The 19,736-nt window shown below is 52.8% G+C and carries 10 protein-coding genes and 2 pseudogenes; 8 read left to right on the top strand and 4 right to left on the bottom strand.

All coding sequences use genetic code 11. From position 1 onward, the window contains the following. Window positions 1-227: 227 nt before the first annotated feature. Complete coding sequence (locus D6877_RS10725) at window positions 228-2,147, bottom strand: methyl-accepting chemotaxis protein (protein WP_130910735.1); 1,920 nt, start codon at window positions 2,145-2,147, stop codon at window positions 228-230. Between the two features lie 147 nt (window positions 2,148-2,294). Beyond that, complete coding sequence (locus D6877_RS10730; RefSeq protein WP_130910736.1) at window positions 2,295-2,882, bottom strand: GNAT family N-acetyltransferase; 588 nt, start codon at window positions 2,880-2,882, stop codon at window positions 2,295-2,297. Between the two features lie 608 nt (window positions 2,883-3,490). On the opposite strand from D6877_RS10730, the gene D6877_RS10735 reads away from it, so the two are divergent. The 7 genes from D6877_RS10735 (at window position 3,491) to D6877_RS10765 (ending at window position 17,808) form a co-directional block, all read left to right on the top strand. Then, window positions 3,491-3,856 (top strand): hypothetical protein, encoded by a 366-nt coding sequence (locus D6877_RS10735; protein WP_130910737.1) that lies wholly within the window; start codon window positions 3,491-3,493, stop codon window positions 3,854-3,856. 2,531 nt (window positions 3,857-6,387) lie between these two features. Beyond that, on the top strand, window positions 6,388-7,035 hold the full coding sequence (locus D6877_RS10740; RefSeq protein WP_241662881.1) for an inovirus Gp2 family protein: 648 nt from the start codon (window positions 6,388-6,390) through the stop codon (window positions 7,033-7,035). Window positions 7,036-7,304: 269 nt separating this feature from the next. Then, window positions 7,305-7,505, top strand: a complete 201-nt coding sequence (locus D6877_RS10745) for an AlpA family transcriptional regulator (protein ID WP_130910738.1) — start codon at window positions 7,305-7,307, stop codon at window positions 7,503-7,505. A gap of 1,019 nt (window positions 7,506-8,524) precedes the next feature. Then, the gene (locus D6877_RS10750) at window positions 8,525-11,401 is read left to right on the top strand and encodes an SNF2-related protein (RefSeq protein ID WP_206662981.1); all 2,877 of its coding nucleotides are present in this window, start codon (window positions 8,525-8,527) and stop codon (window positions 11,399-11,401) included. Further along, window positions 11,401-13,221, top strand: coding sequence for an AIPR family protein (locus D6877_RS10755; RefSeq protein WP_130910740.1), 1,821 nt, complete (start codon window positions 11,401-11,403; stop codon window positions 13,219-13,221). Before D6877_RS10750 ends, D6877_RS10755 begins: the two co-directional genes overlap by 1 nt. Beyond that, window positions 13,218-14,936 carry a site-specific DNA-methyltransferase gene (locus D6877_RS10760; RefSeq protein WP_130910741.1) on the top strand — a complete coding sequence of 573 codons (1,719 nt, stop codon included), beginning with the start codon at window positions 13,218-13,220 and terminating at the stop codon, window positions 14,934-14,936. The genes D6877_RS10755 and D6877_RS10760 overlap by 4 nt, the downstream gene beginning before the upstream one ends. A 103-nt stretch (window positions 14,937-15,039) precedes the next feature. After that, window positions 15,040-17,808 (top strand): DEAD/DEAH box helicase family protein, encoded by a 2,769-nt coding sequence (locus D6877_RS10765; protein WP_130910742.1) that lies wholly within the window; start codon window positions 15,040-15,042, stop codon window positions 17,806-17,808. Between the two features lie 433 nt (window positions 17,809-18,241). On the opposite strand, the pseudogene D6877_RS10775 reads toward D6877_RS10765, so the two are convergent. Both D6877_RS10775 and D6877_RS10780 read right to left on the bottom strand, forming a co-directional pair. Next, window positions 18,242-18,637, bottom strand: a pseudogene (locus tag D6877_RS10775) (JAB domain-containing protein); the annotation flags it as partial. A 57-nt stretch (window positions 18,638-18,694) separates the two neighbouring features. Continuing rightward, window positions 18,695-19,024, bottom strand: a complete 330-nt coding sequence (locus D6877_RS10780) for a hypothetical protein (protein ID WP_130910744.1) — start codon at window positions 19,022-19,024, stop codon at window positions 18,695-18,697. A gap of 249 nt (window positions 19,025-19,273) precedes the next feature. Here D6877_RS10780 and D6877_RS10785 point away from each other — a divergent pair. Next, window positions 19,274-19,537 (top strand): annotated as a pseudogene (locus D6877_RS10785) (ATP-binding domain-containing protein); the annotation flags it as partial. Window positions 19,538-19,736: the final 199 nt, after the last annotated feature.

Raw genomic sequence — 19,736 nt, forward strand, 5'->3', positions numbered from 1 at the left:
TTTTCGGTGAGCTCAAAATCCGGTGAGTCACACAAATCCAAATGTGGGAGCGAGCTTGCTCGCGAATGCGGAGTGTCAGGCAACATGGATTTGATTGACCCACCGCCATCGCGGGCAAGCCCGCTCCCACAGTTATCGAGGTGAACACATCCGCAGTGCTCGACCACGAAAACCTGTGGGAGCGGGCTTGCCCGCGATTCGGTTTCAGCCTCAGCGCAAGACGAACATCAAACGCGGAAGTGGCTGACCATCTGCTGCAACTGACCACCCAACCGCGCCAGTTCAACACTCGACGCTGCCGTCTCATCACTCGCCGCTGCGGTCTGCTCGGACACGTCGCGTACGTTGATGATGCTGCGGCTGATCTCTTCGGCCACGGCGCTTTGCTGTTCGGCAGCAGCGGCGATTTGCTGGTTCATCGACTGGATGTTCGACACCGTGCGGGTGATGTTTTCCAGCGAGGCGCCGGCCTTGCGCGTCAGGGCGACGCTGCTGTCGGTCAGCGCGCGGCTGTTGTTCATCACCGCCGAGACTTGCTGGGTGCCGTTCTGCAGACCGGCGACCAGACCTTCGATTTCCTCAGTCGACTTCTGCGTACGTTGAGCCAAACCGCGCACCTCATCCGCAACCACGGCAAACCCACGCCCGGCTTCACCGGCACGCGCTGCCTCGATCGCGGCGTTCAGCGCGAGCAGGTTGGTCTGTTCGGCGACAGCCTTGATCACGTCCATGACGCTGCCGATCTTGTCGCTTTCCTGTTGCAGCACGCTCATCGCTTCGGTCGAACGCACCACTTCGCTGGCCAGACGTTCGATCTGCGCGATGGCCTCATTCACAACCTTGTCACCTTCACGGGCTTCGCCATCCGCCGCGGCGGCAGCTTGCGACGCTTCCTCAGCATTGCGCGCAACTTCCTGCACGGTGGCGGTCATTTCGTGCATGGCGGTGGCGACCTGATCGGTCTCGATTTTCTGGCTGTTCACACCGGCGCTGGTCTGTTCGGTTACAGCCGACAACTCTTCAGCGGCGCTGGCAATCTGGGTGACGCCGTCGCGGATGCCACTGATCAAATCACGCAGGGTCACGCCCATGCGCGCGATGCCTTGCTGCAACACGCCGAGTTCGTCGCGACGGGTGACGGTGACGTTCTGGGTCAGGTCGCCGCTGGCGATGCGCTCGACCACGGCCAGGGTTTCCTGCAACGGACGGGTGATCTGACGGGTGATGATCACCGCCGCAATCACGCCAACCAACAGCGCCAGCAACGTACTGATCAACTGGAAGGTGCGCGCCTGGGCACTTTCGGCGTCACGGCGATCGAGCTGAATCTGGTACAGCTGCTCGCTCAGGGCGACGATGGTGGTGCCCTGGTCGGTCATTTCCTTACGCGCCTGCACCGCATCGGCGTTGGCGTTTTTGTACGCCATCAACGCGCTGCGATAGCTGGTCAGCGCGGTTTCCAATTGGCGCAAGGCATCCTGCTGAGTCGCGGCAAATTGCGCGTTCAGCGGCTTGAGGCTGGCGATGGCCGCGTCGATCTGGCCGACGGCTTTCTGCTCGGTCTCGGCATTGCTGGTCGCGGTGTAACCACGCACTTCATAGCGCGCGAGGATGAACGCTTCCTTCGCCGCAGTAACCGCCTGGAACTGCTCGAAACGCTGATCGCTCAACTCCAACTGCTGCACACGCTGGCTGATCGATTCGATCAGGTTGTAGGCGTTCTGGGCGTTGACGCTCATGGTGTCGCGCGCGCTGTTGCCGGTGCGATAGGCGTTGCGCATTTTGTTCAGCGAGGTCTGGTATTCAGCGATGGTCGCCGCCTGCTGCTTGAGCAGTTTGACGTTTTCCGGGCTCTTGAATTTGCTGATCAGCGCCTGCTGCTGGGCAGCAAAGCCTTCAAGGGTGGTCTGCACGTTTTGCGCGGCGGTTTCGTCGCCGTTGGTCAGCATGTATTGCAGGCGCACCACGCGCAGTTTGGTCAGGCCGGCGTTGAGCTGGGTGATGTCGCTCATCCAGTTGCTGCGGTCGATCAGGCCGCCGAGACTGGTCCAGCCGGTCAGCGCCAGAACGCAGGTCAGGGCCAGCACCAGGCCGAAGCCCAGGCCGAGTTTCATGTTCACGCTGATGTTACCGAACCAGCTATTCATGCAAATCCTCCAGAAACGTTGGGTTTCTTGGTCGTCAGTTAAGCTGGAAGATTGTTGTTCTTTTGAGCCAGCAGGGGTGTTAGCAGGTCTGTATCGGCCGCAAACCCGAGAGCTGAAAGGATTTTTGTCTGACAGGTTTCGTGCAACTCAACCGAGGCGCCGCGACCAGCGCTGATCCGGCGCCTCGAACCCCGGATTGAGCAGCGCCGTCAGCACATGATCCTGCCAACGCCCGGCAATGTTGAGATACGCCTTTGCATAGCCCTCGCGCTCGAAACCCAAACGCTCAAGCAACCGCGCACTGCGCTCATTGCCGGGAATGTAATTGGCCATGATCCGATGCAGATTCTGCACATCGAACATATAACCAATCCCCGCTTCCAGCCCCTCCTGCATCAAACCCTGCCCCTGATGCGCCTCATCAATGTGATACCCCAAATAACACGCCTGAAACGCCCCACGAATAATCCCGCTGAAATTGCACGCACCAATCATCTGCTGACCGTCCGGCGACAACAGCGCGAAATGCATTGCCAGGCCTGCTTCGAAGGCACTGGCCTGGATCTCGAGGCGCCGGCGGATGTTGGCGGTGGAGAAATAGTCGGTGGTGCGGATGGGCGACCAGCGAGCCAGATGACGCTGGTTGCGCTGGTAGAAAGCGCTTTCGAGCTCGGCTTGATCGGGGGAGAGGATCGCCAGCGTCAGGCGCGGGCAGGGCAGGGATAACAACGGCATCGAGCGCTCCTTGGCGAGGGATCTGCTGGCAGAGTCGCGCATATGGTGGGGAGCGGCAAGATATGGAGAAGCCGAGGCGAAAAAAAGCCCGCTAGGAGCGCGGGCGAACCGTAGTTTCTTGAATGAGCGGGGGGATTTTATGGGATTGGTCGGGTGGGCGTGGTGAAGAAAAGTTCATGTCGATTTGGGGGGGGCGGATCGGCGAAGTAAATCAGGTGCAAAGACAATTTTTTCGCCATTCATCAACGGGTGCCCTGCCATCGGTTGCCAGAGCGTCAGAGGCGCGTTCCGGCGATGTCTTCAGCCTCACGCTTATGTTTGGTCGCCTGCCTGGCAAGGCAGTGTTTTAACCGTTCTTTGCATAGAGTTAGGGGAGTCTCGGCTTGTTTCTCCTTCGTGAGCAGACTTAGTCCCTACTTGATCCCGACTTAGTCCTGACTTGGTCCCGAAAGATGCCCCTTTTCACCTGCGCCCTGAATTATCGATGTCAGCTTGAGAGGATGATCAAAGCGATAGGGAGGCACCACACTCGGATTGCCCATTCTGATCTGGGGTGGTGATGCTGTTATGATGGCCATTACTCAAATCAGCGTTTTTAGAGGGATCTTATGCATTCGTTTTTGGCAAAGACTTTTGGTGGACTGACCCCCAGCTACTACATCCGGCAGCTTATTTTTGGGTCGTTGTTCACGATTCTGATTTTGTCGGTCGCGGCCAATAGCCCATCCGGCCTGATGGGTAAGCCTGGGCTAATTGTGATGTCGGTCATCTGCACGCTGCTGTATCCATACTCTCGGTTCGTATATGAGAGCGTCGTAGGCTACGTGATGGGCGGGAACGTATTCTTCGTCAACGCCATCCTTATGCTTATGGTCAAAGGGTTCACGATGGCGATGTGCTGGTCGTTTGCAATTTTCATTGCACCGGTTGGCCTGGCGTATCTCTACTGGCACAACAGCCGACAGGTTTCCTGAGTGCAGAAGCCCAGCCATCGAGCTGGGCTTTTTCTGGGTGCGCCATGCTTGGCGCACCCACAAAAAAGGCGTACTAAGGCGTCTTCTCCATCGAGCTGGTGGGCCGGGGTAATCTGAACCAAGAGAATAAGCTATTGAATAATAATAATATTAATGGTTTGAATTTCATTATGGAATACCATTTGGAATACCGTATTCCTAAGCGTTACCAGCTCGCTTAGGATTCGAACCTTCGAGCGGGCTTGGATGGTGGCCTGAGCGCAGGGTGGTGATGAATTACGCCATAGGTATGGCTACCTCTGGCGTGGATCAAGCTCTTCGGTGCTACGTATGATGGGGCAAAGCAGTGCCATGCCGAATGACTCAATTTGGGGCGTACGTCTTAGTCTGACTTGGTGCATCTGAAAATAGAACAACTAATGTCATTTTCCAAAAATAATTATTCCGTTTTTACTTCGTCTATTATCCCCATGCCACGTTGCTGCTTCTGCCTATATCTAGCACTGGGCGGTCGCGGCGCCTTGCCTCGGAGTGATATCCACTGGCCAAAAACGGAGCGTGCTTCCGAGGCTTGGCCCTTTAGGGTGCATCATGGTTTAGGCCATCCGGTGAATGCCAGTCCACCTTCTGCGAGGTTTAAGTGTTAGGGAAATCTTGAACTCAGAGCTATGAGTGCCGGGATGGGGCGTCGCATTGACAGCGACGCTTAGATCGTGAGTGCCGGGTGGGTTATGACTCGTCTCTTAGTAGTTTTATTCGCTCAGGTATATATCGGTTTTGCTCAGGCTCCATTTTTAATAGAATGTCTAAGATTTTTGCACGGCTGAGCTCGTAAGTTTCTGAGAGTTTGTCAAGACGCGCTATGGCTTTGTCGGAAAGTATGAGGTTGTATTGTCCTTTTTCAATCATGCTTTTGCGATATTTTTTCTGGCGCCAGCTTACTTTTACTTTTCCTATGAATAAGGTTTTTTGGGCGTGGTCAATATTGGAGTGGTCGAAAAATAAGAATATCTTCGTGGTTTTCAATAGGTTGAGATGTTGATAGTCTAAGCGAAGGCAATGCGTCTAATTGGAGGTGTTTATTAACTAACTCCCCTGCTAGTAAGCATTTTTGCTCATCATCTTCGAACCATTTAAACTGTTTGTCTCCTTTCTTGTGTTCGCTCCAGATGCTCTCTAGCTCATTTAAAAATGAACTTTATCTCTGATGTTTATTGTCCATGAATCAATGCTTGCTATCAGTAAATCTTTTTCAATTAATCCTGATGTTAATAACGCCATGGAGTCGCTGAAAGTTATGCGTTCTATGAGTTTTGGTTTGATCATTCAATTTGTCGCTTTCCTTCACTTATCCATTCAAGATATTTTTCTGGAAGAAGCTGTTCGGCTGCTCTGTTTTTTATAGTTTCGGTAAGACCAGGGGTGCTGGATATGACATGTGTCATCGTGGATCGCATTCCGGGTTGATTAATGTCTCCGAGGATTGGGTGTTTCTAACTTTCAGCTGCAGCCATCGCCAAATGTCATGCCTGCGATTATGGCTCGTATCATCAAGTATACGTTCTAGCTGATCGTTGAAATTTATCGCCATATCGCCTCCATATTGTAGAGGTTTCATATAGCACTATCTGCATTTTAAAAGAAGACTTTTATAAATCTATATCGTTTTTTATAGAATATCTCTAGTAGATGACTTTCCTTGTCAGCCCCTATTTTCTGGAGTTTAGCGTGATTTTCTACAAGGAATATCGCGTTAGGGTACCTCTATCCGAGGATGGCTGACGCGTGCTGGGTGGGCCTAGTGTGGCTCTTTTCTCTGGGGATCTCATTGTCAGTTCGTTTTTCAGATGATAGAGGATTCCTGAAATTGCGTTCGAGAAGTGCAGGTGTAGCCGCATTGCTTAGTAAGCGACGGTTAATTTTTACCGTGAAGTTGATCCTCTGAACGAATGGTAGGAGTTTCGCTAGTGAGGTTCGCCTTAATGAATTAATTGACTCAATCAGGATAGGTTGGCAAAGTTTTTTTATATTTACGTCGCAGATGGCGTCCGAATGCGCGGTGCAAATTAGGTGTAAAAAAGGGAGGTGTCGGTGTGATTTTAGGCAGAGATAGGTGGGTATTAGTTGGGAAGGTTTTTGAGGGGCTTAATAAAATTTTTAGCTTCTGTCATGACGATCTCTACTTTGCTGTGATGTTTTTTACCAGAGCTTATGTTTCTTGATTTTTATGTTTTTGGAGTGGTTTTCTTGGTGTTTCAGTCTGGTTTATTCTTCGGTATTGGTAGCGTGCTTTGTGTGTAAGTAACGATGTTGTGCCTCTTGCTAGTGTGACTATAATGATGAATGCACTGTTGGTGGTTGCCGGTGAATTAGGGGGGGGCAGTATTTGTTTTTGTCGGTTTATCGCTAGGTGCTAAAGAGGAAATTGCTAGAGAGTTATTATGCTCGGCAGTAGGCTGTATCTGTTTCAATTTTCGGTAAAGCTGTACTGGCGTGCTGATGGTATGAACCTACATGCCAGGAGAGTCATCGTGGCCCGATGTCAGCAAAACACAAATCTAACTCTTCATAGGGAATCTGTTTACTTGGGATTGGCTGTGCAGGCAACTAAAGGGCCATTTATCAGTCAATACCTAAACCGACTTCATGAAACGATGGTACGAGCGCTTGCGCAATATCCTCGTGTATTTACATTTAGGATTGATCTACGACTTCCTGCTCGTACTGATTTACCCGATTACGCTTACACCAACGTGGTTATTGAACGGTTCATTGAATCGTTTAAAGCCAAGATTAAGCATAACCGTAGTCAGGCTCGGCAATTAAATAAGCACGCCCATGACAGCAAGGTCCGCTACGTCTGGGCACGGGAGCATGGGCTGTATGGTAAACCCCACAATCACATGGCAATCCTGCTCAACCGAGAAGCTTTGGGTAAGTTCGAAGCAGGTAGAGACAACATGTTCAATCGCCTCGTAGAGGCTTGGGCCAGTGCCCTGGGGGGGGCTGTAGAGGCTGTCAAAGGATTGGTCGAGATTCCTACCAACCCGTTCTATTATCTGAATCGCGGTGAGCCAGAAGTGCAGGCGGCGTTCTTTCGCCATACAAGCTACCTCTCCAAGTCGGCGACGAAAGTCTTTGGTGATGGCAGCCATGGTTTTGGTTGCAGCAGGAGCTGAGTGCAGCAGACGGGGTAGTGCAACAAATAATTGAGAGCTCACCGTGCCGTTGACTGTCCTGGTGCAAGCCAAGGACAGTCTATCGGCCAGTGTCAGATTAGGAATTAGAGGTAACCTTGTTCGGCGAATGACACGTTGCTGTGACTGCTCACGGTCGAATCATTCGAAGGGCTGGTTATGGCTTGCTGGTCCGGCCAAGCAGAGAGGTGACGGTCAGATACTTCTTCACCGGCATGCCAATCCTCTGAACGGATAAGAGGAGCCAGTTCATGAGGATCATTCGCTTGAAAGATGTGCAGCATTCCACCGGCCTCGGTCGGTCCACAATCTACAAGTACATCAGCGAGGGGAGTTTTCCGAAACCGATCTCATTGGGCGACAGGGCTGTCGGCTGGGTTGAAAGCGAAGTGATGGGTTGGGTCATGGCCAGGATTGAGGCGCGTGATGTTCACGAGTCTTTCAAGGCGTAATTAGCCGATTGGCCGAGATTTCTTCAAGTCAAGCGGTCGGCAGCTGCTGTTGACCGTGTGGCCCCAATCTTCCTTTTATTTCTAAGGCATCAAATCTGGAGCGTTGACCGCACAACCACATGAACCAATAGGCCACAAACTTGACTCACGCGCCTCGGTGAGGCTTCAGAAATGCTGCCTTTGCCACTATGGCAATTACCGTGACCACTGTTTAAGTTGAACACTGACAGACTAGCAGCCACTACTATCGGTGCAGCAGCGGTGACACCCCAAAATCTCCTCAGGTCAGAGCCAGCACGATGACTCTGATTTGCCCAGGCAGTTGGGGTTTGGCTAATCGCAAATAACGCATTGCAGAGAAGCCTTTGGCAGCCCTGCTCGTTGGCTTTCCCATATCTGCTCCTCAGATGACCCACACTTTGACCCACACCTTGGGGACGGATTTCACGTGATGATCGCGGATTTCTGTGGGCAATTGAAAAGTTGGCTTGTGGCCGGCTTTATAATTTTTCAATCATTTGATTTATAAGGCTTATATTATTTAATGTGATCTTGTCCCCCCATCCGTCCCCCCAGTCAGGCGGTGCGTGAGGTTCATGGTGGTGGTTCTACTTCATTATTCGGTTGCTAAGTGCTGCCAGATTCAGACTACTAGGGCGGTGGGCGCCGGTTGAATCGATCAATACGGATACCTTCGGAAAACCTTACGTCACTCTGCGCGGCGGGAAAATCAGTTCATGGAGCCGCGGTTCGAGAGGGATAAGGTAGACGCCAGCTGTGAGACGGGCTTGCAGTCTGGAATGCGCATAACTCTAGCGTACTCTGGCCGAGGCGATACGGCGAAAGCGCCCCAAGTCCAAAGGCTACGCACTTGCTAACTGAGGTGTGTGTTGTACAAGTGGCGTTTTGCTTAGCATGCTGTCAGTGCGACGCTAAGTCATTTCCGCCGCTCTTTTTCCTGAAACGTGAGACCATTTCGTTCATCTAGCTCTAGCCATCACGGGAACACGATGACTCCAATGCTACTCACCGAACATCAGCGCCAATACGTTGCCTGGCTACTCACCCGACGCGCCGCTGGAGACTCGGTCGAGTCACTCATCTCCACCCTTGTCGATTCGCAGGTAGACCTCAATCCGCATCAAGTCGATGCAGCGTTGTTTGCCTGCCAGAATCCGCTATCTCGCGGCGTGATCCTGGCCGACGAAGTTGGCTTGGGTAAAACCATTGAGGCGGGGTTGGTGATTTCCCAGCGCTGGGCAGAGCGTCGGCGTCGAATTCTTATCATTGCGCCGGCTAATCTGCGTAAGCAGTGGCACCAAGAGTTGCAGGACAAGTTCAATCTGCAAGGCCTGATCCTCGAAGCCAAAAGCTATAACAACATCCGCAAGCAAGGCGACAAAAATCCCTTCGTGGTCGACTGTGGGCCGGTGATCTGCTCCTACCAGTTCGCCAAGTCCAAGGCGACAGATGTTAAGTCGGTGGCTTGGGATCTGGTTGTACTCGATGAGGCGCACCGGCTTCGTAACGTCTACAAAAGCAACAATGTTATTGGCAAGACGCTTCAGGATGCTTTGGCGCATGTGAATTCTAAGGTGCTGCTGACCGCAACGCCGTTGCAGAACTCTCTGCTTGAACTGTATGGATTGGTTAGCATAATTGACGAGCGTGTGTTCGGAGACATTGACAGTTTCCGCGCCCAGTTTGTCAACAATTCTAAGGACCAGGCTTTCGCAGGGTTGCGACAACGGTTAGCAAGTGTTTGCAAGCGCACCCTGCGTCGGCAGGTACAGCAATATGTGCCTTACACGGCACGGCGAGCGATTGTTCAGGAGTTCACTCCGACGCAAGAGGAGCGTGAGCTGTCCTGTCTGGTTGCCGACTATCTGCGTCGCCCTAACCTGAATGCCTTGCGAGAGGGTCAACGGCAGCTGATCTCTTTGGTTCTTTGGAAGCTGCTGGCGTCATCGACTCATGCAATTGCCGGGGCGCTGGATACTATGGCCAAGAGATTACAGGGTTCGCTCGACAAAACCCCTGAAGTCGTTGACCTCGCAGAAACGCTGGATGAAGACTACGAAGGACTGCATGAGCTAACCGACGAAAACGACAGAAACTGGAACGCTGACGAGGCTCAAGCGCTTTCGATTGGCGAACGCGATTCTATTTCAGCTGAGATCGCTGAGCTGCAGCAATTCAAAAAAATAGCATCAAGTATTCGCGAGGATGCCAAAGGTAAAGCGCTTCTAGTCGCTTTGGGGCGTGCGTTTACTGAGCTTGAGCGGCTCGGTGCCGCCCGTAAGGCAATTATATTTACCGAGTCGCGTCGCACTCAGGATTATCTGCTTTCGCTGCTTGCTGAGACGCCTTACGGGAATGGCATCGTGCTCTTCAATGGCACTAACACCGATCAGATTGCCCAGCGAATCTATAGAGAATGGCTTCATCAGCATGCGGGAAGTGATCGGATTACGGGTTCCAAAACAGCGGATACTCGCGCTGCGCTGGTTGAGTACTTCAACGAGCGGGGCACCATCATGATCGCCACTGAGGCAGGCGCTGAAGGTATCAACCTGCAGTTCTGCTCGCTGGTGATCAACTACGATCTGCCGTGGAACCCCCAGCGTGTCGAGCAGCGAATCGGTCGTTGCCATCGATACGGGCAGAAGCACGACGTGGTAGTAGTGAACTTTGTTGACCGTAGCAACGAGGCTGATGCACGAGTTTACGAATTGTTGGCTGAGAAGTTCCAGCTTTTTGAAGGCGTTTTCGGCGCAAGCGACGAGATTCTGGGCTCTATCGGCTCAGGCGTTGACTTCGAACGCCGTATTGCCGAGATCTACCAGAACTGCCGTGGCCACGAAGAGATTAAGCGCAGCTTTGAGAAGTTGCAGCTGGAACTTTCAGGTGAAATCAGTGAGGCAATGGTCAAGACCCGTCAAGTGTTGCTGGAGAACTTCGACGAGGATGTCCAAGATAAACTGCGCATTCGTGCTGAAGACAGCAACAAGGCCCGAAACCGTTACGAGCGCCTGCTGTTGGATCTGACTCGAGCCGAGTTGGACGGCTATGCACGTTTTAAGGACGACAGATTCGAGCTGCATACACTGCCGATAGAAAGCGCGTCCGATATTGCGTTGGGGGACTATGAACTGCCGCGCCGCTCTGGTGAGTCATACCTTTACCGTCTTGGCCATCCGTTGGCAGCTTGGGTCATCGAGCAGGCAAAAGGACGACGGCTTGATCAGGGATTACCAGTACGACTGGTATTCAATTACGGGGCTTATGGCTCTCGAGTCAGTACTCTCGAACCGTTGCAGGGCCAGAATGGTTGGCTCACGCTGAAAATGTTTTCAGTCGAGACGCTGGGTAACCTGGAGCAGCACTTAGTGGTGTCTGCCGTCATGGCTGACGGAAGTTCGTTGCCCGAAGACGACCCGGAAAAACTACTACGTCTACCGGCAAAATTGGAACAAGGCCAGCATGGAGAAGCCGGAGCAGCGCTGCTGGTCGGTGATCTTGAGCAACGTAAAAATCAGCTTCTGCGCGAAATCAAGCAGCGAAACATGGGCTACTTCGAGCAGGAAGTCGAAAAGCTCGATGCTTGGGTTGATGACCTCAAATTGGGGCTGGAACAGGAAATCAAGGGGATTGACGGTGAGGTCAAGGAGCTGCGCCGTACCGCTGCGACGGCTGCGACGCTGGAGGAGAAACTTCGTTACCAGAAAAAGCAGCGCGAGCTCGAAGGAAAGCGCAGCAAGCTGCGCCGCGAGCTGTTTGTCCGCCAGGACGAGATCGAGGAAGAGCGCAATTCGCTGATCGATAAGCTGGAGCAGCAGCTACAGCAGCAGGTTAAGGAGCAAACGTTGTTCACAATCGAATGGGAAGTGGTGTAATGGCTGCGCTTGAATCTCGGTACATGGTCATCTTGAAGAAAGTGCTCGCGGAGCGTTTTGTGCCTTTCTTGCCGCCTTTGCTGGACACACGGAGGCCTGCAGCTGAACAGCAAGATAAGCAGCTTTCACGTGCATTCAGTGCCTTCGTCCTACACAAACGGCTCAATCTTACACCACAGGCCGCTGCCGGATCGGTGGTTGATGACTTCAATGACAAGGGTATTGATGCCATCCACTATCACGAGCCGTCGGAAACACTCTATCTGCTTCAGACCAAACTGAAGGAGTCAGAGCAGTTCAAGCAGGAGGATGCGCTTCCATTCTGTGAAGGCGTTCGCCTATTGCTGAGGCAGGATTTCGCAGCTTTCAACGAAAATGTTCAGCGGCGACAAGCCGAGATCGAGCGCGCACTGGATGTGTGTAGTTACATAAAGTTGCTTGTTCCCTTTACAGGTAACGGCATCTCACAAAACGCCAGCAATGCCTTGAGAGAGCTGCTCGACGACGAGGATATTGACGAGGATCGGCTTGTCAAGCCGGTGGAGTACTATACGGCGGTTGAGATTGCACGCGACCTGCTGGCAGAAAATGCCTATGCACCGGTTAACACAGACATTTTCCTGCAGAAATACTGCAAGGTCGAAGAACCGCGCACAACCTACTATGGGATTGCGAAGTTGGCTGACCTAGTGGCACTGCATGAGCTCAAGGGAAAGGCGCTTTACGAACGCAATATTCGTTATTTCCTTGGCAGCAGCAAATCCGACGTAAACAAAGCGATTAAGGTAACTCTCGCTGACGAACCAGATAATTTCTTTTATCTCAATAATGGCGTCACGGCGGTTTGCGACGAGATCAAGCAAAAAGGCAAGAATTCTAGTAATGGCTTCAGAAAATTTAAGGTGAGCGGCCTATCTATCATCAATGGCGCGCAGACGGTTGCATCAGCCGCCGAGTTCTTGGTCCAACATCCAGGGAGCAGTATCAGTGGTGCCAAGGTAATGTTCACCCTGATCGAAGCACCGGCAGACGGCACTTTTGGTAGGCATGTGACTAAGGCCCGAAATCACCAAAATCCGGTGCAGGCAGCAAACTTTGCCTCGCTCGACGAGAACCAAGAGCGACTGCGTCAGGAAATAGCGCACCTTGGATTCGACTACAATTATCGCCCCGAGGCTCAGGTAACTAGCCCCTCAGCTATCACGCTCGACGAAGCTTTGCGGGCACTTGCCTCGCAACAGAGCGACCCGCGCTTTGTCGTTTGGCTCAGAAGTGAAGCTGCGAGACTCGCCACCCCTGAGTCCGCCGAGTACCAAGCAATATTCCCCAACCCGCTGCCCGGCGTGATGCTGGTCAACGCCGTCCTGTGCCATCGTGCCATCCGTACGCTGGTGGTTGCGTATGAGCAGCAGGCTCCAATGCGCAGTCAGGAGAAACTCTTATACCGCCATGGTATTCACGTCATCACGGCAGTGATGATGAAACGGCTGCGGCAACTAATTGCTAGGGCGGAAGTGATGGATTTTGCCGGGATACTCCCACTGATCAGCCAGCCTCTCGATCAGATTAGACAAGGCGTTTTTGACCTTTGGCAACAACAGAGCCCGCACGAAGGGCCATTGGCTTTTTTCAAGTCAATGGATCGTACCATTCCATTTTTGATTGATGTAATGAAGAAAGAATTCAGACTTGAGAGGTTTCAAGTAGAAACCAATCCAGAAAGACTTGGACGTCTTGCTCAGGACGGAAAAGACCTAATTCGAGACTTGGCGGAGCGTCTGGCCAGTGCGGCCCCGCAATTAAATGAGAACAGATTATGAGTAAGCAAAAGCTCGAACTCACGTGGGTAGGCAAGGACAAACGACCCAAACTTGAACCGCGCATCCTAGTGGAAGAACCGGCGAATTCTTACCATGCCCGCCACCGGGTCACGGACAACGACATCTTCGACAATCGCCTGATCTTTGGTGACAATCTGCTGGCCCTGAAGGCATTGGAGCAGGAGTTTTCTGGCAATGTGAAGTGCGTGTTCATCGATCCGCCGTATAACACCAGAAGTGCGTTCAACCACTACGATGACGGGCTGGAACATTCGATCTGGCTGGGGCTTATGCGGGATCGGCTCGAAATTATCAAGCGGCTGCTGGCGGAAGATGGGTCGCTTTGGATCTCGATTGATGATAACGAAGCGCATTACTTGAAGGTATTGTGCGATGAGGTATTTGGCCGTAGGTGCTTTGTTACATCATTTATTTGGAGAAAGGTTGATAGTCCAAATGACAACAAAGGTGCACTCTCACCAGATCACGAATACATTCTTTGTTATGTAAAAAATCCTGATCGAGTTACGTTTAGGCCTAAGCAGGATGAGTCAATCCTTAATGCATATCGACAGCCTGATTCTGAGTCGGATAGGCCGTATCGCGATCGCCTGCTGAAAAAAAATGGGAAGAACAGCCTTCGAGCAGACCGCCCTTCGATGTATTTTTCTGTTAAAGGGCCAGATGGCGTAGATGTTTATCCAATACACGATGATGGTCAGGAAGCTCGATGGGCAATGGGAAAAAAAGGAGTTGATGAGCTAATTGCAAAGGGTGAACTGGTTTGGAAGCAAAGGGAAAGCAGCGGAGTGTCACGATGGGTGCCTTACACTAGGGAGTACGCCCCCGACAGTCCTTCGCGTCCATGGCCAACAATATGGTCAGATTTGCACACCACGCGTCAAACAAAAGCTCATCAAAGAGTGGTTCTGGACGGAGTGCAAGCCTTTGATACGCCTAAGCCAGAGGATCTGGTTTGTCGTATTTTAAGCATTTCAACAAATCCAGGAGACCTGGTTTTGGACTCATTTGCTGGATCAGGCACTACAGGGGCGGCCGCTCAAAAGATAGGGCGGCGCTGGATAATGGTTGAGCTTGAGGAGACTTGTCATACCCACATCATCCCACGTCTAAAAAAAGTCATCGATGGAGATGACATGGGCGGTATCAGCACCTCCGTGAACTGGCAGGGCGGCGGCGGTTTCCGTTACTACAAGCTGGCCCCAACACTCATCGTCAATGACCGCTGGGGAAACCCGGTCATCAACCCGGAACTCAATGCCGCCATGCTGGCCGAGGCACTGGCAAAGCTGGAGGGGTTCACCTATGCGCCTTCTGAAACCCACTGGTGGCAGCATGGCTATTCCAGCGAGCGCGATTTCATCTACGTCACTACGCAGAACCTATCCTCTGAGCAGTTGCAGTCTATCGCTGATGAGGTTGGCCCAGACCAGAGTCTGCTGGTTTGTTGTGCTGCTTTCCACAGTGTGACGGCCGTCCAGGCCGAAGCACGTTGGCCGAACCTGACGCTGAAGAAGATCCCGAAGATGGTGCTATCCCGCTGTGAGTGGGGAAGAGACGACTACAGCCTGAAAATTGCTAACTTGCCGTTGGCACAGCAGCCAGCTGCTGCACTTGTACTGGTTGGAGAGAACAAGAAAGGCAAGGTTGAGGCATCGATGCAGGCAGCCCTGTTTGGTGATAGTGAGGCATGATGGCGGGGCAGTCTCTGTAAGCTAGCCCATGCCTAGCCAGTCAAAGCTATTGATAGAAGCAGGAAGCCAGAGCGCTTGCCGAACAAGGACAAAGGGAAAGAATATGAGTAGTTCGCGTATCCAACACCACGTTTCAGGGCGTTTGTCGTTACGCCCGCCGCAAGCTGAGTCTCTCGGCAGGCTGGATCAGGCGTTAAGCGCCGCGCCCGAGATGCTGGAGCATCAGCAGAACGTCCCCGTGATCCTAAATACTCTCAAAGCGCAGTTTCCGACGCTGGAGAGCTTCGAGCGCGATTTCCCGTCTCTGTGTTTTGCACTGGCTACCGGTGTGGGTAAAACTCGACTGATGGGTGCCTTTATCACCTATCTGCACTTGGCGCATGGCATCAACAACTTTTTCGTCTTAGCGCCGAGCCTGACGATCTACAACAAGCTGATCACCGACTTTTCGCCCAATACACCGAAGTATGTGTTCAAGGGCATCGGCGAGTTTTCGATTAACGCACCGCGGGTGATCACCGGCGACAACTACGAGCAGCAGGACATCACCACTGGTGAGCTATTCGGCGAGATTCGAATAAATATTTTCAACATTTCCAAGATCAATTCGGAGGTGCGCGGCGGCAAGGAACCACGTATCAAGCGGATGCGCGAGGTGTTGGGCGACAGCTATTTTAATCACTTGGCCGGCCTGAATGATTTAGTACTGCTGATGGACGAGTCGCATCGCTATCGTGCTCAGGCTGGGATGCGGGCAATTAACGAGCTGAAGCCCCTGTTCGGTCTGGAGGTCACAGCAACCCCCTTCGTGGAGACTGGCAAGGAGCCTGTGCCATTCAAGAACGTAGTGTTGGACTACCCGCTTGCTCAGGCAATTGAAGACGGTTTCGTCAAGGAGCCGGCAGTGGTCACCCAGCGTGATTTCGATCCGAAAAAGCACGCGCCGGAAACAGTCGAGCGGGTCAAACTGGAAGACGGCGTGCGCCTGCACGAAGTGACCAAGGCTGAGCTGCTAACCTACGCCCGAGAAAATGAAGCGAAAGTGGTTAAACCATTTATTCTGGTGATTGCCCGAGATACCACGCACGCCGGGCAACTGTTGGCACTGCTGGAGTCGGACGAATTTTTTGAGGGGCGCTATCGCGGCAAAGTCATCCAAGTCGACTCTAGTAAGAGTGGCAAGGAAGAAGAGGAAATGGTCACTCGCCTGCTGGCAGTTGAAAGCGTAGACGAACCGACGGAGATCGTTATTCACGTTAACATGCTCAAGGAAGGCTGGGACGTAACTAACCTGTACACCATCGTCCCCCTACGAGCCGCCAACGCGCGGACATTGATCGAACAGTCTATAGGCCGAGGCTTGCGCCTGCCTTTTGGCAAGCGAACGGGCGTAGCAGTGGTGGATCGCCTCAACATTGTCGCACATGACAAATTTCAGGAAATCATCGACGAAGCAAATCGTGGCGACTCGCCGATCCGGCTCAAGCAGGTGATCCTTGATGCCCCCAAGATAGATGACACTAAGACAAGCGTGCAGGTAGCTTCCGGGGCAAATATGCTCCTCGGGCTGGCGGATGGCATGACTTTGCGCTCATCCCTGCATGATGGCCAGGCTACCGGGACAGGCAAGCTGGATAAAATCGCCGCTGCTACAGCACTTGTGCCTATTTTCACCACCGATGCGGAGAAACAGGCAGCTCGCATAGTGATGGAGGTCATAGGTCAGTACGAAACCAAGCGCGAGTTGGTGTCGAGCAGTAAGGATCTGCTGAAGACCGATGTGCAACTGAAGATCCAGGTTGAAGTGGCAGAGCGTCTCAAGCCCCTACAACGCACTCCCCTGGAAGGTCGGGATGAAAATATGCCGGAGTTGAATCTGGCCGAGGTGGTGGCCAAGACCACGGAAATCGTGGTACAGCAGACCATTGATATCCCGCGCATCACGGTTGTGCCGACAGGAGAAGTCACCTCAGGCTACCATTCGTTTAAACTTGGCTCATTGCCTAACTTTCAGCCCGGCCAGCGCGAAATAGTTGGTCAGGAGTTGCGCACCAGCGAGCAGTTCACCTTGAATCGGGAAAGCGGCATTCGCGAGAAGCTTCTTGAAGACTACATCGTCAAAAAGCTGATCGACTTCGACGATGTAGACTACTTCACCCAGTCTGAGCTTCTATATGACCTCGCCGGTCAGGCAGTGGCCCATTACCAGGGGCAGAGCTATTCCGAAAGCGAGCTGCATGAGATTTTTGACACATATAGTGCCCAGCTGGCTCAACTGATTCATGCGGAAATGCACAAGCATTTTTGGGAAGAGGCCACCGGCTATGAGGTCAAGGTCAGCCGGGGATTTACTGAACTCCGTACCTGCAATTACACCGTGGCCGGCAACCAGCCAGTGCATAGCGTGCGAGAGACAATCGCGGAAATCGGTCGGATCAAACAGATGCTGTTTGGCGATTTCAAGCGCTGTCTGTATCCGCTGCAGAAGTTCGACTCTGATACTGAACGGCGCTTTGCCGTCATCCTCGAGCGTGATTCCTTGAAGTGGTTTAAACCCGCCAAGGGGCAGTTTCAGATCTTTTACAAGCTGGGCGTCGAGCAGCCGGAATATGTGCCGGACTTTGTGGTGGAGACGGACAATTACATTTTCTTGGCCGAGACCAAGGCAGCCAATGACTTGGATGCGCAGGAAGTGAAGGCCAAGGCTGCAGCGGCTACGCAGTGGGTTAAGCACGCTTCCGACTACGCGCTGAGTATGGGCGGAAAGCCTTGGAAGTACCTGCTTATCCCCCACAGTGAGGTGACCGAGGCGAAGCGGCTGATGGATTATCTGCGGTTCGAGATGAAACCTGCTACTTCCGCCGCAGGTTAGCTAGTTCCCTAATAGGCTTCGCTACGGCATCAAAAGAAAATCATGGCCGGAAAAGTTGTCTTTAGTGCCCCGGTGGTTGCCTGACGGAAAGGTCGAGCAGCAGCAAACTGGGGGCGTTGAAAAGAGTCTTCCGACGAAGCAAGCCAATGTGGTGCTCGGTCATCCATCGATGCGGCGATGGACTGTCATAGATACGAAATACACTTCAATCGTGACAGCTGGCTGGTATCGAGAACAAACCCTTCGTAGCGGTAACGTTTACCAGATCTACGCTTACCAGCATCCTCAGATCGGGGGAGGGGTGCACTTGCAGATCACGCCACTGGTTTATTGCTGCATCCTGCTATAGGTCAGATGGCTGCGTGATTACTCATCACAAAAAATTGAGTGAGTGGGCTGTACCGACGACCGCCCTGGCATCAGCCAAGGGCAGTCAATCCACGTAGTGGATAAGCATCCCCGGTTTCACTTGACCCCGCTCGGCTAACGACACGTAGCCTTCGTAGCCCACGACAACATGATCTAATATTCGGGTACCGATCATGTTGAGGGCATTTTTGGGGGTAGTTGTGAGCGTGTGATCGGCTTGACTGGGCTCTGGGTCACCGGAGGGGTGGTTGTGGACAAGGATCACAGCTGCCGCATTGTGTTCTAGGGGGATCTTGACCACTTCCCGTGGGTACACGCTGGCTCCATCCAGCGTGCCTCTAAATAGTTCCCTGAAACCAATCACCCGGTGCTTGCTGTCGAGTAGCAGCAAAGCAAAGACTTCGTATTCATGGTACTGCAGCAGTGTTTGTAGATGACAGAATACGTGTCTGGGCTCAGTGCGAAGAAAGGGGAGACGGCGCCTTTTCAGTAAGGCACGACGCCTGTTCACAACGACTTAACGGTTGACGCTGAAGCTGTAACCGCACTCTAGGCATTGGAAGTTGTTCAGTATCTTGTCATCCATTTGTTCACCCAGCGTGGCGCCGGCAATCCCACCGGCGACCCCGCCGATCAGACCGCCCAAAATCGCTCCGGCAATACTGCCAATAGTGATCCCGACCGGCCCACCGACCACACCGATTACCGCACCGGCTTCCGCCGCCGATAAGGCGCCGGCGGCTCCACTGGCGGCACCGCCGGCGACCCCAATTAATCCACCCGCTTGTTTACCGATATTTTTCGTGACGACACGTCCAGAGTTGCAGCTAGGGCAGGGGGCATACATACGCAAATCCTCCAATGATGAGCGTGCTGAGCCAAAAGCAGGCACGCCAAATTCCCTGCCGCAGTCAATACGGTAGGGTGTTCATCGAGGTGATATAGGTTTGAAATTTTTTTGAACTGAATTCAGATCGAATTAAGGATCGTCTCGTCTCGAAAAACTGTCTTGGAGCAAATGATTTGGTTTTTTCTAAGTCGAATCGCCCATGCCGATTGAAGAATTTGGTATCACGCGACAATCTGTCTGCAGGTTGCGATGACGGTGCACAAGTCTCAAAGCTTGGAATTCAGCCATACCGCGTTGGTATTGCCTGATGCGCTAAATCTCGTGCTGACCAAGTAACTTTTATACACCGTAATTACACGAGCCAAAGGCTGGTTCAGCCTGGTCGAGGCTAGGCCGAGGGAAGGTGCCGTGAGTCACAATGTGCAGCGTACCGGCGTACCGGCGTACCGGCGTACCGGCGGGCTGGCGCTGCAATTGCAGGCTGAGCTGGAGAAGCATCAGCGAACCTGAGTGGGGGCGTTGAAGCACTTGTAACCGGGATACTGCGCTTCGGCAGTGACCTTGGCCAGCCATGGCTGAGCTCACTGCTTGTACGGTAAAGGTGAAGTTGGCTTGAGGGCCGGCGGTAGCAACCACACTTTGCATGAAGGTTAGGTAGGTTTTCATGGGGGCAGGTTCAAGTGAGTGGTGATGAACCACGTGGACTGTC

This window comes from Pseudomonas sp. Sample_9, assembly GCF_004307535.1.
Classification (GTDB): Bacteria; Pseudomonadota; Gammaproteobacteria; order Pseudomonadales; family Pseudomonadaceae; genus Aquipseudomonas; species Aquipseudomonas mercuritolerans.